Source organism: Leifsonia sp. 2MCAF36 (assembly GCF_052115525.1).
Lineage (GTDB): Bacteria > Actinomycetota > Actinomycetes > Actinomycetales > Microbacteriaceae > Leifsonia.
In genome coordinates, this window is the sequence record NZ_JBFRGV010000003.1 from 343,015 (window position 1) to 356,536 (window position 13,522).

Below are 13,522 nucleotides of genomic sequence, written 5' to 3' on the forward strand. Positions count from 1 at the left end.
CCGCTCATTCCTCGTCGTCGTGCTCCCACGGCCAGCGCGGACGCCCGCGCTGGCGGAAGCGGCCGACCAGAACCAGCTGGTAGATCAGCGTCACGGCGAACGCCGCGAGGCCGGCCGTGATCGCCGGCCAGCCGATGAGCTGCGACAGCGCGAACAGGAAGTAGTGCAGCGGGTCGCCCGGGTCACCGATCGACCCCGCAATTCCTCCGGCCGTGATGAAGACGGCGTAGCACGCGATCCCGACACCGAACGCCGCACCCGGAGAGACGGATTGCTTGTCGCCGGGGACGCGCGTCCCGAGCACGATCAGGAACACGAGCAGCATCAGGGAGGCTGCGACCACCATGGTCGGCCCGACGAGCGGTCCGATCTTCGGGTCCCCGATGACGTCGCTGTCGGTGGCGAGCGAGATCAGCCCGAACGCACCGACGACGAGCGCGAGGTAGAGCGCCGTCGCGAAGAACGCGACGACGGTGGCGTAGGCGCGCTCATCACGCATCGATCACGCCGCCGGTCAGTACCCCTGCTGTGCGTACGCGGAGGCGGCCTGGTTCTGCGCGTCGGCGACCTGCTGCTCGTAGTCGGCCTGCGCCTCGGCGTTGCGCGCCTTCAGCTTGCGGCCGCGCGCCGCCAGCCACGCGCCGGTCCAGATGGAGATCTCACGGGCGATGACGCCGGCGAGGACGGCCAGTGGGCTCACCCACGCAGTCCGGAGCAGGATGGCGAACTCGTTCGGGTTGCGGGTCCAGTACTGGGCATCGATGAGGCCGGCGCCGATGTACACGAAGTACACGAAGATCCCGACGAACAGGCCGCCCAGGATGTACGCCCACCAGCGCGCGCGGTTCAGAATCTGAATGAGGACGACCATCCCGATGAAGAACGCCAGGATAGGAGCCCAGCCTCGCAGGCCGAATGCCACACCACCGGTGAAGAACTCCAGCAGCTGCGACAAGTACTCATCGCTCGGGGTGAGCAGCGAGCCGATGATGACCACAGCGGCGGCCCACAGGATGGCGAACGCCACAGTGCCGACGAGGGCGATGAGGATGCCGACGCCGCGGTTGCTCTTCTTCTTCGGCGGCTCGGGATGCTGCAGGTAGATGGGCGTGACGGGCTGCGGGCCAGGGGCGGCAACGGCTGCTCCGGTGACGGCTCCGGCGGTGGCCGGGACGCCCGCTGACGTCGCCTCGCCCGCAGGCGCCGTACCGTACGCCGCGGTCGGGGCTTCCCCGGCCTGGCTCAGGTTCGCGGCCTCGGCGGCCGCGATGACGGGGGTGGCCGACTCGGCGGGCGACGCCGTGTCGACGGTCGCTGACCCGGCGGCGGCCGCGCCCGGCTGCGCACTGTTGCGGGCCACGGCGGCGGCGACGTCGTCGTCGGTCGCGACGACGGGCTCGGGCTCCGAGATGGCCGACGGGCGCTGCGGCTCGGCGGCCGCGGGAGCCGGGACGGCTGCCGGGGCGGCGTCCTCCGCCGCTGCATCCCCGGCGGCCTCGTCGGCGGGACGGTTGATGTGCCCGCGGGCCGAAACCGGCTCCGACGGCGGCTCCACCACCTCCGGGTCGGTGTCCTGCGGTTCGGTGGCGGGCTCGGCTGCGGCCGACTCGGCCGGGGCGGTCGCGGGGGCCACCTGGTCGGTGTCCGGTGTGGGCTCGTACGTCGCGCGCTTGGGTGCGGACTCCGGCGTGTCGCTCATCCTGGCTCCTCCAGGGGCCCGGCGGGCCCGTTGCGCCCACTGTAGCAACGGGGCGGGCCGTGTCCAGGGAGGCGGGACCGGGGTTGGCGCTACTTCACCGGGGCGGGGGCCACCGCTTTCGCGAGGACGTAGACGTACCCCGAGACGGAATACGTCTCCGAGGGTGCAGCGGCTACGCCCTTGGATCCGCCTCCGGTCGCGGAGCTGTCGGCGCCGCCCGAGATGCCGCTCACCGTGAACAGCCTGGAGCCGTCCTGGAGGCGGTGGACGAACGCGATCGTGCGATCGAGCGGTCCGGCGACGCCGATCTTCACCGGGATCGCGAGGAAGTTGGCTGCGGTGATGGTGGGGTCGCTGTGGATGGGGAGGCCCTGCGCCGACGCCGTCGGCGGAGCGGCCGTGGCGCTGGGCGCCGGGGTCGGAGTGGAGGACGGAGTCGACGTCGGTGCGGGAGTCGGCTGAGCCGCAGGAGCGGCGACACCGGCCGGCGCGTACGCGATGGCGTCCGCCGGCGTCACGTTCTGAACAATGAGAGTCTCCGCCGACGCAGCGTCGCCGACCGCGTCGATGAACGCCGGCATGTTCTCGGTGGCCGGTATCGAGAGCCGCAGCTCCTCCAGCTGCCCGGTGAGCTCGCCCACTTTCTTGTTCTGCGCGATCAGCGTGTTGAGGGCTGCCTGATTCAGGGCGTTGGTCGCTACCGCCTGCTGGCGGGCCGCATCCGACTCCGCTGCAGCCTGAAGCGACGGCTGGACGCCGAGCACGAAGCCCCCCGCCAGTACGGCCGCTGCCCCGAGGCCGATCAGCAGCATGAGAAGCCGGTTCTTGTCCATCATTTGCCCTTCGCCGGCGTCAGGTACCTGTTGTCCCAGGCACCGACCCCGTAGTAGATGGTCGCGGTGGCCTGGTAGGTGCCCCCGGACTGGATCGTCACCGCCCCCGCCGCGGTGTCCGTCACGTCGCGCATTCCCCCGATGGTGGACAGCCACCGCGTAACCGATGCGAGGTCGGGTGCGGCGATCGTCACGGTCGCGGATGCGACCTGTGGGACGACGCCCGGTACCGTTGACTGCTGATACGGCGCGACCGGTGTCGCCGCGTTGATCGACACGTTCAGGATGGTGGAACCCGTCGGCAGCGTGCCGATCAGCTCCGCGCCGCGCGTGCCCCAGTCGATGTGGGTGGCACCGCCGACCGCCTGGGCGGCCTTGACCAGGGCAAGCTCCGACTGCGTGGTGCGCAGCGACACGTACTTCTGCTGCTGCTGGATGAGTTGCGTTCCGTGCGCCTGCTCCGCGACGAGGGCCGCTCCGGCGGTTAGCGCCAGTGCATTCGCACCGAGTACCGCAAGGAGGGTCACGGCGACGACGGCGACCAGTCCGAAGACCATCCGACGAACGATCTGTTCGTGCTTCCGGGACGTCCGGATCTCGGCCGGCAGCAGGTCGACGCGTGGCTCCAAGCCGGTCCGGATATCGTCGGCGGCGCCGGACGGACGGAACGTTGCGGCCTTCTTGGCCTTCGACCCGCCCTCGGCGTCGACTGATCTGGCCGCCTGGCGTGTGCCGGTGATCGCCTCACTTGCCGCGCTCATGCCGCCACGCTCCCCATCGCAAGGCCGAGCGCGACAGTGATCTCGCGCTGATGAAGGCGGAGATTCTCCGAAGTGAGGTTGCGTGAGATGCCGATCGTCGCGAACGGCTCGCCTTCGATGACGGGGAGGCGCGTGAACTCAGCGAGTGCGGCACCGAAGCCCGGTAGCTGCGCCGCCCCACCAGCCAGAACGATCCGCTCGACGGGCGCGTCGGCACGGGTGTTCGAGAAGTAGGTGATCGTGTTCCGAAGGCTCCCGAGAAGTTCGTTCACCACCTCGTAGATCACGGACAGCTGAGCGTGCTGCTGGGCATCCGCAGCGTTCGTGCCCAGGCCGAGGGTGCGCTTGATGTACTCGGCCTCACCCGCGGTGAGCTCCAGCCGTGTGCTGAGCGCAGTGGTGAGATCGTCGCCCCCGGTCGGGATCAAGCGAACGAACTCCGGGACGCCGTCCTTGGCGACGACGACGGTCGTCGTACTCGCGCCCACGTCGATGAGTGCGACCGTCCCACCGATCCGCGGACGGCTGACAAGCGCACGTTGAAGCGCGAACGGGATGAGGTCGACCTCGACCGGGGTGAGGCCGGCCAGTTGTACCGCCTTGACGTTCGCGAGGATGGCGTCTTTGACGGCCGCGATGAGCAGACCGCTGACCGTCGGTCCGTGCTCGCCCATCCCTTCGCTGGTGGGGTAGAAGTCGAGGATGGTCTCGGAGACCGGCAGCGGCAGCATCTCCTGGACCAGGAAGGGCAGCGACTCGCGGATGCGCGGCAGCGGTGCACGGGGAACGGTCAGGTCGCGGGCGAACACGCGCTGGTTCCCCATCCCGAGGACGACACGCTTGGTCTTGAATCCCGCATCCGACCACAGCCGCTTGAGCAGCCCTGCAGTCGTCTCAGCCTCGATGACCTCGCCCCGGCGAACCACTCCCGGCGGAATGTCGATCCGGCCGAAGCGGACGAGGGTGGGCTTGGCCTTCTCAGCGTCGACCAACTCCACAGCCCGGATGCTCGCGCTGCCGATGTCGACTCCTACCACGGTGTTCGCCATGTCACTCCCTCTCGTCCCGGCCGGTCATGCCAGCCCCGCAAATGCCAGGTACCCGTTCCAGATGGCCGGACCCGCGACCAGCCCGATCCACGCTCCGGCGAGCATCGACGGCCCGAACGGGATCCCGCCTCCGACGGAGACGCGACGTGCCGCCAACAGCACGAGCGCCAGGATTCCACCGACGATGAAACCGCCGAAGATCCCGATCACGAGCGCACTCCACCCGACCCAGCCGAGGTACAGCCCCAGCAGACCGGCGAGCTTCACATCCCCGAAACCCATCGCTCCCGGCTTGACCAGCCCGAGCACCAGATAGAACAGGAATGCTGCGGCCGCTCCGATCAGCGCACGCAGCAGCCCCCAGCCGTCGGCGTTCAGCACCGCGACGACCGTGAGCAGCCCGCCGCCCACGACGTACGCGGGAAGCACGATCCGATCGGGCAGACGGTGCGTGTCCAGATCGATCAGCGCGAGGGCGATCGAGACCGCCGCGAGGAAGAGGTAGGCGGCGAGCTCCAACAGCGATCCGGCGATACGGGCAGCAGACTCGGACGCGATGGCAGCCTCCAACGACGGGAGACGCCAGAGGGCCACAGCGGCGAAGCCGAGCGCGGTGACGAGCTCCACGGACGGATACCGCGCCGAGATAGGCGCACCGCAGTCCCGGCAGCGGCCGCGGAGGACCAGCCAGGAGACGACCGGGATGTTGTCGAACGACCGAATGCCCGCACCGCAGGCCGGGCAGGCGCTCGGCGGTGACACCACCGACCGTCCCGCCGGGACGCGGAAGACGACGACGTTGAGGAACGAGCCGATGAGCGACCCGAATACTGCTGCGAGGACGGCGACCATGATCACGACCCCGTGTAATTCCGGTTGGAGACGATGGTGCGTGTCGTGGTCGTGGATCCGCCGCCGGTGCTGGAACCGGTGGAGAGGTCGACGCCGGGAAGGCCGATGGCCACATAGCCGACCTGTGCGCCGCCGTCGATCGTGGCCGACCCGGCGAACACCTGACCCTGGAACCTCACGCCCGAGCTGATGGTCACGTCGCACGGCGAATACATCATCACCGAGGCCTTGATCGTGCCCGCCGAGTTTTGGAACACGGGAGCGCCGGAGACGGAGAAGCTGGTTCCCGAACTGCAGGTGGGCAGACCGTTGGCGGTGGTGTCCGGGTTGATGAACCAGACGCGAGCCGCGGCGGAGGGAACGATTCCGCCGCTGTTGCCGATGTTCACGGTCTTGGCGAAGAACGCGACGTCATTCGAGATCGCCAGCTGATCGCTGCCGGTCAGGGTGACCCCGTTCGAGCAGTTGCGTGCGTCGATGAGCCCCTTGCCGCCACCGAGCGAGGTGATTGCGTTCCGGAGAGTCGTGATCGAGCAGGTGCCCGTCGGAAGGACGACCGGGGTGAAGCCGGTCCAGACCGATGGGTCGTAGTTGTAGTCCACCCAGTTCGGAACACTGGGGGTGGCCGGCTGTTGGTAGGGCGACGCGCCCGGGCCGGTGGCGATCTGCGTGTACGAGCCGAGCGTGCTCGGGCGGTTCGTGTTCAGGATGGACGTGCCGGTCGCGTTGCCGATGATCTTGGAGCCCCAGTCGAGGGTGACGGTCCCGTAGTTCCAGATGTTGCCGCCGACGTAGCCGCCGGAGTTGAAGGTGGTGGTCGTTGACGTCAGGTTGCCGTAAATGGAGCTCGAGCCACCGGAGAGGGACGTGGTGGACGCGGACCAGGCGCTGCCCCGAATCGCGCCGCTCGAGATGGAGATCGAGTTCGCCACGGCGTTACCGCCCACCTGGACGCCTCCGCTGATGGCCAGCGCACCGCTGGCCCAGACGTTGCCCGTAACGCTGCAGGATCCCGACATGGTCAGGTTGCCGTTCTTGACGACCAGGTCCGAGGCGCCGCTGGACGCTCCGTCGCAGTTCACGTTTCCGGTGCTGATCATCACCTTTGGACTCGACCCGTCTACCGAGACGAGCGTGCCCGATCCGCCGAAGTTGCTCGAGGAGTAGGCGTAGACCGCGGGTCCGGAGGCCGCGATCTGGGTCGGCTGGGTCGACGGGCCGAGGACGGTCTCCAGGGTCTTGGAATCGTTCGCACGCTGTCCGGCGGTTCCGCCGTTGGCCGCGGTGCCGTTGGAGAGGATGCGCACGTTCGTGTTTCCTGCGGCCGGGCAGCCCTGAACCCAGCCGCTCCCGCCCGGCACGTAGACGACAGCACGGTAGACCGGGGTCTGCCCGGCGGCGCTCTGGTAGACCGCGCCCACGCTCGAACACGTACCCGTTTCGAGGCCCACGGTGGCCACCGCCACACCCGCCTCGGCGGCGCCCTGCGCTTGGACGCCGGCACGAGTGGCCGTGCTGAAACCGATGGCGTAGACCACCGAGCTGCTCATCAGCGCGATGAGCAGGATGGACACGGCCATCAGGGCGACGACTCCGCCGATTGCGAAGCCGCTGTCGCGGGCGGAGGTCAGTTCGCGCATCCTTGCGCGCAGGCGGGTCAATAGCATGTGCCGCTCGCCCCCACTCCGCTCTGCTGAAGGATCGTGGTCTGCATCGTCACGGACTGGCCGGATGCGACGGCAGCGACGAAACCGACTTGCAGATTCTGTCCGACGCCCTGGAATACCGGTGTCGTGCCGACCGGCGATACGCCGGTCGCGAGGCGCGTCCATGCCCCAAGCTGGGTCACGGTGGGAAGCACAATCTTCGTGCCGTCTGCCGTCGTCGTGGTCCGCAACGTGCTCGTGGACGCCTGGTAGTACCAGGCCTGGCACCTCCAGCCGAGGGTCGCACCGGTACTCGCGGTCCGTGCGACGAGCATCAGATCCGAACCGTTCGTCTGGACGGTGAACTCCGACGCGTTCTCGATCCCCTGCGTCAGGCTCCGCATCGTCTGCTGGGCGCTCGTTGCGGCGCCGGAACGGCTGGAGATGGTCGTCTGACTCTTCGACGCAGATGCGAAGAGTCCAACCGCCACTCCGATCAGCAGCACCGAGAGAGCCATCGCGATCGTCAGCTCCACAAGCGTGAGCCCGGCGTCACCGCGGGCGCGCTTCGTCGGGGCGTTCATGAGGCGCTCCTGACGATGACCAGGGTGGATCCGGTGGCGACGGCTTGAAGGCTATTACTGCTCATCACGGTAACGGTCACCTTGACGGTGCCGGGGTAGGTAGCCGGGCATACCCCAACGCTCCGCGTCGTCGAGAAGGTGACGCCGCGATCGTCCGTGAGGGGCCCGATGACAGCGGCGCCGTAGGACTGGATGGCAGCGCAGGTGGTGCCGATCGTCCGCGCGTCGACGAGATTCCTGTTCACGAACTGCGTGGCGGTCGCGACGCTGACGTTTCGAACGGAGGCTTTGAGGATGCCGACGAGAGACGGCAGGAGGGCGAGCGAGAGGATGGCGATCAGCAGCATCGCGATGAGGACTTCGATGAGGGTGAAGCCCTCGTCCTTCGATCGCTCGTCGGTGCGGATCATCAGTCGCTCCCAAGTGCTAGGTCGGGTGGGGAGTCGTAGCCGGCGTTCGGGCGCCGTGAGTGCGTTCAGAAACGCTGCTGCGACGGGAGGACGGGCGAGTCCGTCCTCCCGTCGCCGCGAGGGTTATGAGCAGCCGTTGTCCTTGACGCCACCCGACTGGTCGATGTGGAACGTCTTGGAGGTGTCCGGGCTGGTCGCTGCGATGCAGAAGGTGGTCCAAGTGCCGGTGACGCTCGGACCCTGACCCGATCCGTAGGTGACGCTGTTGGTGACACCCAGGTCGGCCCACTTCGTGGTTCCGCTGACGGTGGCCGTCGGGTCGAGGACACCGGTGGGAGCCGTGGTCACGGTGGTGCCGAACTGCGTGTATGCGGCCACGTACGCGGTCTTGGCGTTGGTGAGGTCGGACTTGACCGAGCTTTCCTTGGCGCCGTTCTGGACGCCGATGTAGATCGGGATCGCGATCGCGGCGAGGATGCCGATGATGATCACGACGACGAGGAGCTCGATGAGGGTGAAGCCCTTCTCGGACTGCTCAGTGAGCGAGTTGCGGCGAGCGTTCAGCTTGCCCATGAGGCGGAAGTACATTGCGGTGTCCATTCGGTCGGGCGGTCGGTGCCGGGGTGGGATGGTTCCTGTTTCGGTTCATCCGATAGCCCACGCTAGCTGTCAGGGTTTTCTCAGCAGAATCCCGCGATTGGGGGGTTTTCCAGGGGTTTTCCGCCCCAAAGCGGGGGTCGTGGCCGTCAGTGGATGAGGGATGTGATCTGAAAAATCGGCAGGTACAGGCACACGATCATGCCGCCGACGACCACACCGAGGAACGCGATGAGCAGGGGCTCGATCAGCGACGTGAGCGCCTCCGTGGTCGCTTGCACGTCGTCGTCGTAGAACGTCGCGACCTTCTCGAGCATGACCTCCATCGAACCGGCATCCTCACCCACCGCGATCATCTGCGAGACCATCTGGGGGAAGAACGGTTCGGCGATCAGCGGCTTCGCGATCGACTCGCCTCGCCGTACCGACTCGGAGACGCGTGTGAGGGCGTCCTGGAGCACCCAGTTGCCGGAGGTCTCCCCCACGATGCGCAACGCCTGCAGGATGGGCACGCCCGCGCTGATCATGCTGGAGAAGTTGCGGGCGAAGCGGGCGATCGCGATCTTCTTGAACAGGCTCCCGAAGACCGGCAACCTCAGCTTGAGCCGGTCTACCTGACGCCGAACACGGTCGGTGTTCTTGTTGTTGCGCCACCAGAGCCAGAACAGGACGGACCCGACCACCAGGACCGGGCCGACCCACACCATCGACTGGGACACGGTCACGAGGATCTGCGTGGGAAGCGGAAGCTGGCCCCCAAGCCCCTCGAACATCTTCTTGAAGATGGGGACGATGAAGACCAGCATGACGATGACGGAGACCAGCGACATCACGAGGACGACGACCGGATACGTCATCGCCGACTTGATCGTCGAGCGGAGCTTGACCTCTTTCTCGAAGTTCGTCGCCACCGAGTCGAGCGCGTGGTCCAGGAAGCCGCCGGCCTCACCCGCCCGGATCATGTTGATCATCAGGGGAGGGAAGTCCTCCGCGTGCGCCGCCATCGCGGTCGAGAGCGCGGTCCCCTCCTCGACGTCGTCCCGCACCTTGCTCATGATGACGGGAAGACGTTTGCCGTCCGCCTGGTCGGCGAGGATGGTGAGGGTGCGGAGGATGGAGATGCCCGAACCGATCATCGTCGCCATCTGCCGGCTCAGGATGGCCAGCTCCTTGAGCTTCACGCGGTGCTGGAAGCCGGGGATGGAGATCTCGCGCTGCAAGCCGGTCCCGGCGCCCGCCTGGCTGATGGCGACCGGCGAGAGCCCCATCGCCTGCATCCGCGAGACGACCGCCCCCTCGCTGCCCGCATCCAGGCGCCCACGGACGAGCTTGCCGGAGGAGTTGCGTCCGGTGTACGCGTAGGCGGTGGCGCCGGCCATCACCGCACCGTCCCGGAGTAGGAGTCGCCGTAGTCGATGTCGCTGGCGGCGATGGCGCGAGCGGATGCTTCGCCCGGCGACTCGACGCGCTGCACCAGCCGGCCGAAACCGGTCGTGTCGTGCGCCTTCTCCAGGCCGACGCGATGCGTGATCACGCCGCGATTGACCAGATCGGCGAGCTGCTGGTCCATGGTGTGCATGCCGAGGTCGCGGCCCGCCTGCATCATCGAGGCGATCTGGTAGGTCTTGCCCTCGCGGATGAGGTTCGCGATGGCGGGCGTCATGCGCAGCACCTCGGTCGCCACGGCGCGCCCCTTCCCGTTCGCCCGGCGTACCAGGGTCTGGCAGACGACGCCCTGAAGGGTGGCCGCGAGCTGGGCGCGGACCTGGTCCTGCTGATGGGGAGGGAAAACGTCGATGACGCGGTCGATCGTCTGGGGCGCATCCTGGGTGTGGAGGGTCGCGAAGACGAGGTGACCGGTTTCAGCGGCGGTGAGGGCCACAGAAATGGTTTCCAGGTCGCGGAGCTCGCCGATCAGGATGACGTCCGGGTCCTGGCGGAGGACGTGTTTCAGCGCGTTGGCGAAGCTGTGGGTGTCGTGTCCGACCTCGCGCTGATTGACGATCGACCGCTTGTGGCTGTGCATGAACTCGATCGGGTCCTCGACCGTGACGATGTGGTCGCTTCGCGTGGCGTTGACAATATCGATGAGCGCTGCGAGCGTGGTGGACTTCCCCGAGCCGGTCGGACCCGTCACGAGCACCAGCCCACGCGGCATCCCGGCGAACTCGGCGACTCCGGCGGGAATCCCCAACTCCTCGAGCTGTTTGATCTCGGTGGGAATGAGTCGGAAAGCCGCGCCATAGGCACCGCGCTGCTGGTACAGGTTGACGCGGAAGCGGGCATTCGCAGAGATCGTGAACGCGAAGTCCAGCTCGAGCTCGCGCCGGAACATGTCCTTCTGGCGATCGGTGAGGAGGCTGAACAGGGCGTGCTCCACCCGGGGGCGGTCCCAGGGCGAACCATCGCCGACCGGCCGGAGACCGCCGTCGACACGGATCATCGGTGCCGCGCCGACCGTGACGTGGAGGTCGGACCCCCGCTGCTCGATGATCTGACGCAGCGCCGAGATGAGGTCAGGATCGGCCAGAGCGAGCGCCTCGCGCTCGGCGTCGGTCAGCGTGCCTTCAGGAGGAGCGCTGATCGGCGCCGCCGCCGGAGTCGGCTGCGGAGCCGGCTGCGGTTGCGGCTGCGGCTGCGCGACAGGGACGTAGACCTGTTCCGGCTCGGCTGCCGCACGCATCCGCGCCTCGGACCGGAAGCGGGGCGCGGGGAACCACTCCCCCGGCTGCGGCGGTGCCGGGTTGACCGGGATCTCGTAAATCGGTTTGCCGCTGTCCGACTCCCACATGCTCATCGGCCCGCTCCACTCATCGTTGTCCACGCTTGAATCACTCCGCTCATGCGACCACCCGGAGGATCTCCTCGATCGAGGTGAATCCCAACTTGACCTTCTCCCAGCCGTCCTCACGCAGGCTCCACATCCCCTGCGCTCGGGCCGTTCGCTCGATCTCGGCGCTCGACGCCCGGCTGACCGCGAGGCGCTCGATCTCTTCGGAGACCGTCATCACCTCGTGCAAGGCCAGACGACCGCGGAAGCCCGTATTCGAGCAGAAGCTGCAGCCCACGGGTTGGAAGACAGTAGGAATGGCCTGCTCCGGGTCCATTCGCACCCGGAGCCGCCTCACGTCATCCTCAGACAGCTCTTTGGGCGCCTTGCACCGCTCGCACAGCCGTCGGGCGAGCCGCTGCGCGACGACGCAGTCGAGAGCGGAGCCGACCAGGAACGGCTCGATCTCCATCTCGACGAGTCGCGTGACGGCACTCGGCGCATCGTTCGTGTGGAGCGTCGACAGCACCAGGTGGCCCGTGAGTGACGCCTCGATGGCGATCTGGGCGGTCTCGTGGTCTCGGATCTCGCCGAGCAGCACGACGTCGGGATCGCTGCGGAGGATGCTGCGCAGTGCGCTCGCGAAGGTGAGGCCCGCCTTCGGGTTCACCTGGACCTGGTTGATGCCCGCCATCCGGTACTCCACCGGGTCCTCGACCGTGATCACGTTGATCTCCGGCTTAGACACCGCATTGAGCGTGGTGTACAGGGTCGTCGACTTGCCCGACCCGGTCGGGCCGGTGACCAAAATCATCCCGTAGGGCTTGGTGTACGCCGCCTCGAAGGCGCGCGCGTTGTGTTCCAGCAGATTGAGGTCACGGAGGGACATGCTCGTGTTCGTGTTGTCGAGGATTCGCATGACGACCTTCTCGCCCCACACGGTGGGAAGGGTGGCGACGCGGAGGTCGATCTGACGGCCCCCATGGGCCACCGACATGCGGCCGTCCTGCGGCTTGCGGCGCTCGGCGATGTCGATGTCGCTCATGATCTTCAGACGGCTTGTTACCCCGTTCTGGATGCTCTTGGGCGCGCTCTGCATCTCGTGCAGAACGCCATCGATGCGGTACCGGACCCGGAGCTCGTTCTCGCCCGGCTCGATGTGGATGTCGGAGGCGTGGTCCTGGATGGCTTGGCTTACGAGCAGATTGACGAAACGCACGATGGGGGCGTCATCTTCGCTGGCGTCCGACAGGGCGAGCGTGGCCTGTCGTTCGACGTTGCTCTCCTCCTCCAGCGTGCTGGAGAGGTCGCTGAGCTCGTCGTCGGCGCGGATGTAGCGGTCGATGGCGCCGAGCAGATCGCTCGCCTCGGCAACGACCGCGCGGACACCGACGCGAGCGGCCGCGCGGATGTCGTCCACGGCGAAGACATCGCCGGGGTCCTGCATCGCCAGGACGAGAAGGCCGTCCTCGAAACCGATGGGCAAGACGGAATGCCTGCGACAGATGCTCGCGGACACCAGCGCGACCGCCGTACGGTCGACCGGGTAGTCGGACAGTTCGACGAACGGGATACCGGCCTGGGCAGCTCGGGCGCGCGCCAACTGACCGGACGTGATCGCGCCACGCTCGATCAGCTCGCGCACGACGGACTCGTCCGCCGCCGGTTCGGTCGCCACACGGTCGAGGTATTCGATCGGCAGGTGGCCGTGAAGGATGAGGATCTCAGTCATGGACGCCACGGGGACCTCCTCGGGAAAATGGCTGCCGACGGGTCGGGTGAACGGCAGGTCCGACCGGTCAGGGGCGAGAAATCCCTGGACGGCTGGGCGTAGTCACCCTATTCAGCGACCCGGAGCGGGCAACAGACCCGCGAGAGGGTGCCCCGCCGGTGGGGGGCACCCACCTGCGGGGCGTGCATCCATCGTCCGACAGGGCCGTCAGCCGGCCCAGAGCGCCGACGCGCGATAATGCCGTCGAAGCGGGCCGAGGGTCAGCGCAGCTTGCCTCGGCGGCTGGCCAGGTAGACGAGGACGCCCGCCAGCACCGCGCATCCCATCGTCGCCGCCCAGTACGGCAGCGTTCCTGCGGCGTGGCCGGAGGCGGCCTGCGCGATGCCGACGATGAAGCTCACGACGGCGGCGACCAGCAGCACGCCCGCGAAGCCGACCATCGCGCGGCCGGCCGTATCGGTGTACTCGAGGAGCTGACGCCACATGCGTCCATTCTCCCAGACGGTAAGGGAGGAGTTTCGCACGCCAGAGGCTCGATTGTCCGCCGTTTCCGCCGACGGCGCCGCACCTCGAGCCGTCCCTCCTCCCT

At 67.8% G+C, this 13,522-nt stretch carries 14 protein-coding genes; all 14 read right to left on the reverse strand.

Annotated elements, in window-relative coordinates; genetic code table 11:
* Positions 1-4: 4 nt before the first annotated feature.
* Positions 5-499, reverse strand: coding sequence for a DUF6121 family protein (locus AB4079_RS07025; protein ID WP_441786564.1), 495 nt, complete (start codon positions 497-499; stop codon positions 5-7).
* Between the two features lie 15 nt (positions 500-514).
* Complete coding sequence (locus AB4079_RS07030) at positions 515-1,699, reverse strand: hypothetical protein (protein WP_441786565.1); 1,185 nt, start codon at positions 1,697-1,699, stop codon at positions 515-517.
* Between the two features lie 89 nt (positions 1,700-1,788).
* Positions 1,789-2,532, reverse strand: coding sequence for a hypothetical protein (locus AB4079_RS07035; protein WP_441786566.1), 744 nt, complete (start codon positions 2,530-2,532; stop codon positions 1,789-1,791).
* Positions 2,532-3,293, reverse strand: a complete 762-nt coding sequence (locus tag AB4079_RS07040; RefSeq protein ID WP_441786567.1) for a hypothetical protein — start codon at positions 3,291-3,293, stop codon at positions 2,532-2,534. Before AB4079_RS07040 ends, AB4079_RS07035 begins: the two co-directional genes overlap by 1 nt.
* Positions 3,290-4,342, reverse strand: a complete 1,053-nt coding sequence (gene pilM / locus AB4079_RS07045) for a type IV pilus assembly protein PilM (RefSeq protein ID WP_441786568.1) — start codon at positions 4,340-4,342, stop codon at positions 3,290-3,292. The genes AB4079_RS07040 and pilM overlap by 4 nt, the downstream gene beginning before the upstream one ends.
* A 24-nt stretch (positions 4,343-4,366) precedes the next feature.
* Positions 4,367-5,194, reverse strand: a complete 828-nt coding sequence (locus AB4079_RS07050) for a prepilin peptidase (protein WP_441786569.1) — start codon at positions 5,192-5,194, stop codon at positions 4,367-4,369.
* A 2-nt stretch (positions 5,195-5,196) separates the two neighbouring features.
* The gene (locus AB4079_RS07055; RefSeq protein ID WP_441786570.1) at positions 5,197-6,834 is read right to left on the reverse strand and encodes a hypothetical protein; all 1,638 of its coding nucleotides are present in this window, start codon (positions 6,832-6,834) and stop codon (positions 5,197-5,199) included.
* A gap of 17 nt (positions 6,835-6,851) precedes the next feature.
* The gene (locus tag AB4079_RS07060) at positions 6,852-7,424 is read right to left on the reverse strand and encodes a PilW family protein (protein WP_441786571.1); all 573 of its coding nucleotides are present in this window, start codon (positions 7,422-7,424) and stop codon (positions 6,852-6,854) included.
* Entirely contained in the window at positions 7,421-7,834 is a 414-nt protein-coding gene (locus AB4079_RS07065; protein WP_441786572.1) for a type IV pilus modification PilV family protein, read from the reverse strand. The genes AB4079_RS07060 and AB4079_RS07065 overlap by 4 nt, the downstream gene beginning before the upstream one ends.
* Positions 7,835-7,957: 123 nt before the next feature.
* Entirely contained in the window at positions 7,958-8,434 is a 477-nt protein-coding gene (locus AB4079_RS07070; RefSeq protein ID WP_441786573.1) for a type II secretion system protein, read from the reverse strand.
* Positions 8,435-8,580: 146 nt separating this feature from the next.
* On the reverse strand, positions 8,581-9,810 hold the full coding sequence (locus tag AB4079_RS07075; RefSeq protein ID WP_441786574.1) for a type II secretion system F family protein: 1,230 nt from the start codon (positions 9,808-9,810) through the stop codon (positions 8,581-8,583).
* Positions 9,810-11,255, reverse strand: coding sequence for a type IV pilus twitching motility protein PilT (locus AB4079_RS07080; RefSeq protein WP_441786575.1), 1,446 nt, complete (start codon positions 11,253-11,255; stop codon positions 9,810-9,812). The genes AB4079_RS07075 and AB4079_RS07080 overlap by 1 nt, the downstream gene beginning before the upstream one ends.
* Before the next feature lie 16 nt (positions 11,256-11,271).
* Positions 11,272-12,942, reverse strand: a complete 1,671-nt coding sequence (locus AB4079_RS07085; RefSeq protein ID WP_441786576.1) for a GspE/PulE family protein — start codon at positions 12,940-12,942, stop codon at positions 11,272-11,274.
* Positions 12,943-13,193: 251 nt separating this feature from the next.
* On the reverse strand, positions 13,194-13,418 hold the full coding sequence (locus tag AB4079_RS07090) for a hypothetical protein (RefSeq protein WP_441786577.1): 225 nt from the start codon (positions 13,416-13,418) through the stop codon (positions 13,194-13,196).
* Positions 13,419-13,522: the final 104 nt, after the last annotated feature.

Excerpts from the sequence above, each read along its gene's own strand:
- AB4079_RS07025 (WP_441786564.1), bottom strand. The coding sequence starts at position 499 with ATGCGTGATGAGCGCGCCTACGCCACCGTCGTCGCGTTCTTCGCGACG.
- AB4079_RS07030 (WP_441786565.1), bottom strand. The coding sequence starts at position 1,699 with ATGAGCGACACGCCGGAGTCCGCACCCAAGCGCGCGACGTACGAGCCC.
- AB4079_RS07035 (WP_441786566.1), bottom strand. The coding sequence starts at position 2,532 with ATGGACAAGAACCGGCTTCTCATGCTGCTGATCGGCCTCGGGGCAGCG.
- AB4079_RS07040 (WP_441786567.1), bottom strand. The coding sequence starts at position 3,293 with ATGAGCGCGGCAAGTGAGGCGATCACCGGCACACGCCAGGCGGCCAGA.
- pilM (WP_441786568.1), bottom strand. The coding sequence starts at position 4,342 with ATGGCGAACACCGTGGTAGGAGTCGACATCGGCAGCGCGAGCATCCGG.
- AB4079_RS07050 (WP_441786569.1), bottom strand. The coding sequence starts at position 5,194 with ATGGTCGCCGTCCTCGCAGCAGTATTCGGGTCGCTCATCGGCTCGTTC.
- AB4079_RS07055 (WP_441786570.1), bottom strand. The coding sequence starts at position 6,834 with ATGCGCGAACTGACCTCCGCCCGCGACAGCGGCTTCGCAATCGGCGGA.
- AB4079_RS07060 (WP_441786571.1), bottom strand. The coding sequence starts at position 7,424 with ATGAACGCCCCGACGAAGCGCGCCCGCGGTGACGCCGGGCTCACGCTT.
- AB4079_RS07065 (WP_441786572.1), bottom strand. The coding sequence starts at position 7,834 with ATGATCCGCACCGACGAGCGATCGAAGGACGAGGGCTTCACCCTCATC.
- AB4079_RS07070 (WP_441786573.1), bottom strand. The coding sequence starts at position 8,434 with ATGGACACCGCAATGTACTTCCGCCTCATGGGCAAGCTGAACGCTCGC.
- AB4079_RS07075 (WP_441786574.1), bottom strand. The coding sequence starts at position 9,810 with ATGGCCGGCGCCACCGCCTACGCGTACACCGGACGCAACTCCTCCGGC.
- AB4079_RS07090 (WP_441786577.1), bottom strand. The coding sequence starts at position 13,418 with ATGTGGCGTCAGCTCCTCGAGTACACCGATACGGCCGGCCGCGCGATG.